This is a genomic window from Pseudodonghicola flavimaris (assembly GCF_030164425.1).
Taxonomy (GTDB): Bacteria; Pseudomonadota; Alphaproteobacteria; order Rhodobacterales; family Rhodobacteraceae; genus Pseudodonghicola; species Pseudodonghicola flavimaris.
This window is the reverse complement of the sequence record NZ_JASNJD010000046.1, coordinates 1-3,489: the sequence shown is the minus strand read 5'-3', so window position 1 is coordinate 3,489 and position 3,489 is coordinate 1. Positions and strand designations below refer to the sequence as shown.

Annotated in this window: 5 protein-coding genes; 2 read left to right on the top strand and 3 right to left on the bottom strand. The window is 57.3% G+C overall.

Annotation, left to right across the window (positions count from 1 at the left end; translation table 11 throughout):
- Window positions 1-86: 86 nt before the first annotated feature.
- The 3 genes from QO033_RS25085 to QO033_RS25075 form a co-directional block, all read right to left on the bottom strand.
- On the bottom strand, window positions 87-827 hold the full coding sequence (locus QO033_RS25085; RefSeq protein ID WP_284483424.1) for a Rha family transcriptional regulator: 741 nt from the start codon (window positions 825-827) through the stop codon (window positions 87-89).
- A gap of 64 nt (window positions 828-891) precedes the next feature.
- Entirely contained in the window at window positions 892-1,071 is a 180-nt protein-coding gene (locus tag QO033_RS25080) for an Arc family DNA-binding protein (protein WP_284483423.1), read from the bottom strand.
- Window positions 1,068-1,616: a BRO-N domain-containing protein gene (locus tag QO033_RS25075; protein ID WP_284483422.1), complete on the bottom strand. Its 549-nt coding sequence runs from the start codon at window positions 1,614-1,616 to the stop codon at window positions 1,068-1,070. The genes QO033_RS25080 and QO033_RS25075 overlap by 4 nt, the downstream gene beginning before the upstream one ends.
- Before the next feature lie 92 nt (window positions 1,617-1,708).
- Between QO033_RS25075 and QO033_RS25070 the strand changes: the two genes are divergently transcribed.
- A complete protein-coding gene (locus QO033_RS25070) occupies window positions 1,709-2,209 on the top strand; it encodes an Arc family DNA-binding protein (RefSeq protein WP_284483421.1) in 501 nt (166 codons plus the stop codon).
- A gap of 184 nt (window positions 2,210-2,393) precedes the next feature.
- The gene (locus tag QO033_RS25065) at window positions 2,394-3,113 is read left to right on the top strand and encodes a hypothetical protein (RefSeq protein ID WP_284483420.1); all 720 of its coding nucleotides are present in this window, start codon (window positions 2,394-2,396) and stop codon (window positions 3,111-3,113) included.
- The last annotated feature ends 376 nt before the right edge of the window (window positions 3,114-3,489 follow it).

The following is a 3,489-nucleotide window of genomic DNA, read 5'->3' as shown; positions in this document are numbered from 1 at the left end:
GAGAGGCAGATTCCGACCCGATGGGATATCATCGGCGCAATCTTTTGCCTGACCGGCATGGCGATCATCTTGGTCGCCCCTATGCTTCAGAAGTAACCTGCGGTCTCAATCGGGCGGTTACAGCCTTTCGGCGTCACCCGGACTTGCTCGGTGATTTTCTCGCTGCCGTCGGCGCGCAGGACCGTGGTCGTCTTGTGCTCCAGCAGCCCGGAGTTGCACTTCGACTGGTAGCCCAGCCAATTCGGCGATCCGGTGCGCTTGTAGAGCCAACCGTTGTGCGACAGCCAGTCGAACAGATCCTTCGGACGCACACCGAGCGTCTTGGCCGCCTCGGTGACGTTCAGCGACCCGTCCGCCTTGGTCAGCCGCTCGTGGGCCTCAACGTCTTCGCGCATCGCCTCGATCTGTTTCGCCTGGTCCTGGTTGACCTCGATGAGCTGGATCGCAATCTGCGTGAGTTGCGATTGGTCGCGCACGTCGATCATCGGAGCCCGAAGCTTCTGCTCCATCGCGTTGAAGGCCGAGATATACTGCTCCTTCCAGTGGGCAGCCTCGCGCCCGGTGAAGCCCATGACGAGGAAGCTGAACCCGTCACGGGTCATACCATATTCGGTGCGCTTCTCGCCCTTGGCGTCCATATATTCGACGGGCTGAAAATTGAGCCCGTTGAATTCGTCGCTGCATTCGAGATTACGGATCGCTTGCAGGACGTTCTTGTGTTGCTTCCCGAAGTTCTTTGCGACCTCACGGCTCGACGCCAGAAGCGCGCCATCGCGCTCCATGATCTCGATACCATTGAAATCGCCGTGCTTTACTGGCATATTCATGCGCAGAACCTTTCCTTGACAGTTGGGTTTCATCAAAGGCGTTGGGATGGCCGTCCCAGCGCCTTTACTTTTGTGCGGGCGCATCGAGCTGCACCCCCTTGATCCGCATTGCCGTCTCGATGGCTGCGACGATTTCCGCGTTCATGGAGCGATGTGCTTTCCTGGACTCTTCCTTGATCACGTCCCTCCAGCCATCAGGTAGGCGGAGCATGTACCGGTCAGTCATCGTGCGTTTCTGGGTCATGCTCCCGGCTCCACAGACTTGATGCTCTGATAGTCGAAGATCGACAGTTGGCGCGGATCGACCAGCATTTCCGGCACAACCGGCAGGCCGAGGTGGAACCACATTTGCGCAGCCGCCTTGTTGCCGAATGTCAGACGGCACTCGGTGACGTGGCGCAGCTTCACGCCATCGTTGCTCTGCGTGTCATCAGGCTCGACGCTTTGCGGCGCGGTCTCCGGCGCAAAGCCGCCCGTCTTGCGGATCGACGGAATCACCTCGTGCGCCAGCCACCGCTTGAAGCGTTCGGCGACGGGCTTCCTAGAGGTGAAGACCAGACGATAGACCCCAGGCTCAGATACAACGATCATATCCTGATCACCGCCAGGGGTACCTACAGTACAGGTACCCCTTTCACCGTCATCAAGTCGATCCAGCGACTGATGAACTTTGGAAATACCAAGAACCCGGCACACATCGGCGCCGACGAACCAGATTTCTTTGTCTTTTTCGACCTGACGGACGAGATGCTCCTCTTCGAAGAGAAGCGGATTGATGTGAACGGTCATCCATGTCCCCCTTATAGTGTCCTTAGGACTTTTTCACTATGTCCTTAGGACGCCATTGCGTCAAGAGGTTTTCGCGTCCTAAGGACAGCACCATGTCAGAGGACCAGAATCGCACCCTTACGGACAAGTTCATGCTCCGCCTCCCCGATGGGATGAGGGGCCGGATCAAAGCCGCCGCCGAGGCGAACAACCGCTCGATGAACGCCGAGATTGTGGCGACGCTGGAGGAGAAGTACCCAGCGCCGAAACTCTCTGGAGTGGAAATCGTTACGCTACTGATCTCTGCCTTGGCGCAAGCTGACGCCGAAGGTAGAAAGGAACTGGTGGACAAGCTGACTGAGACGTTCTCTGATTTCCTCCCCGACGAACAAGCATCTCGTTTCGCGAATGCCGTTAGCACTCTGTCAGCTGCGCTTACCCAGACAGAGAAATCACAAGAACATCGTTTTGACGAAGCGTCGGCGAAAATGCTGGCAGATGGAGTTATTCGCGCCATGACGAGCGACAGAAAGGTTCCGCCTCTAGATGTCAACGAGACGTCCGATCAGGTTGCCAGCTTCATCTCGCGCATGCCCCCCACCCCCGACGAGTAGGCCCGGCGGCTAACTGGCGGCAGCTGGCGCCTAGTTACATCCCCACACCAACGTGCACCAGAGCCATGCCGAGGAGGGCTCGCCCGATCGAGCGAGCGCATAGCTCACCCACAATCCACCCAGCAAGATTGCGAGAATCAGGAATAGCTGTGCCAATGGACTCAGGTTCATTAGGGAGGTTCCTTTGTCTGACGAAAATCCGCCGCTTGGACCGGGGCCTTCCGACCATATCGTTCCCGTATTGCGAATGCTGGCAGGAGCCGTTCCCGTTGTCGGCTCAGCGCTGAATGAGCTGATCACTCAAGTCATTCCGGGCGTTCGGCAAAAGCGCGTTGAGGATTATCTTCGCTACCTATCTGAAAAGCTGTCCGGCCTATCAGAAGAGCAGTTGAAGCAGAGGCTACTGAGCGAACCAGGCCTCGATCTTTTCGAAGAGGGTGGATACCAGACCGCGAGAGCGCTCTCAGATGAGCGAAGAGAGCAAATTGCGACTGCTGTTGCCGAAGGGCTGTCCGGAGATGAGCAAAATCTCCTCGCGGCCAAGAGAATGCTCATCTTACTTCGGGAGCTAGATGAAGGTCAGGTGATTGTGCTCACCAGCCAGCTGCGAAGGTACCGGGATGACTCAGAGTTTATGCAGCGTCACGCGAACATCCTAACGCCTGTACGAGCACACCTACAATCAACGCGCGATGAACTCGATGCTCAGACAGTACAACAAATTGCGACGCAGAAGCTGGTCTCCTTAGGCCTCCTGCAACCAGGCTTTAAGAAGGTCAAAAAAGGTGACATTCCGGAAATTGATCCAAAGACTGGGATGCTGTCAGCCTCTGGCGTCGATATAACTCCACTCGGTCGATTGCTTTTGCGAACCATCGGCCTTGCAAGTCCAGATGACTACTAGCGCCCACCCCCTACGGCTGAGCCCTTGGTCAGAAATGAACGCCTGAAGCTTGCAGCGAACCTCCTGAACGCCATCGGCATCGACTGATCGGCATCGCCTTCCTGCGCCAGATCGTCGAAACCAGAGCCACCTCCCATGGCGCCCTGACCGGCCTGCCCGTTGCCGGACTCGCCTTGCACGGCGTTTCGCACTATATTCCATGGTGTCTTAGGTGGGAGCGGCCAATGGAAGGACTTCCCCAAATCCCCTACTCGGTGTAAGCGGTGTCTGAGCGGCACGTTGTCTGCGCCGGCGCGGACTGCGAGGTGATACCCATCTCAAGATGGGAGTGCGTTTCGCAATGGATGCTCAGACTGCGTTTCTCAGATCGCTGGGA

Bases quoted from the DNA above. Each gene is read 5' to 3' on its own strand.
- QO033_RS25085 (WP_284483424.1), bottom strand. From the start codon at position 827: ATGAATATGCCAGTAAAGCACGGCGATTTCAATGGTATCGAGATCATG.
- QO033_RS25075 (WP_284483422.1), bottom strand. From the start codon at position 1,616: ATGACCGTTCACATCAATCCGCTTCTCTTCGAAGAGGAGCATCTCGTC.
- QO033_RS25080 (WP_284483423.1), bottom strand. From the start codon at position 1,071: ATGACCCAGAAACGCACGATGACTGACCGGTACATGCTCCGCCTACCT.
- QO033_RS25070 (WP_284483421.1), top strand. From the start codon at position 1,709: ATGTCAGAGGACCAGAATCGCACCCTTACGGACAAGTTCATGCTCCGC.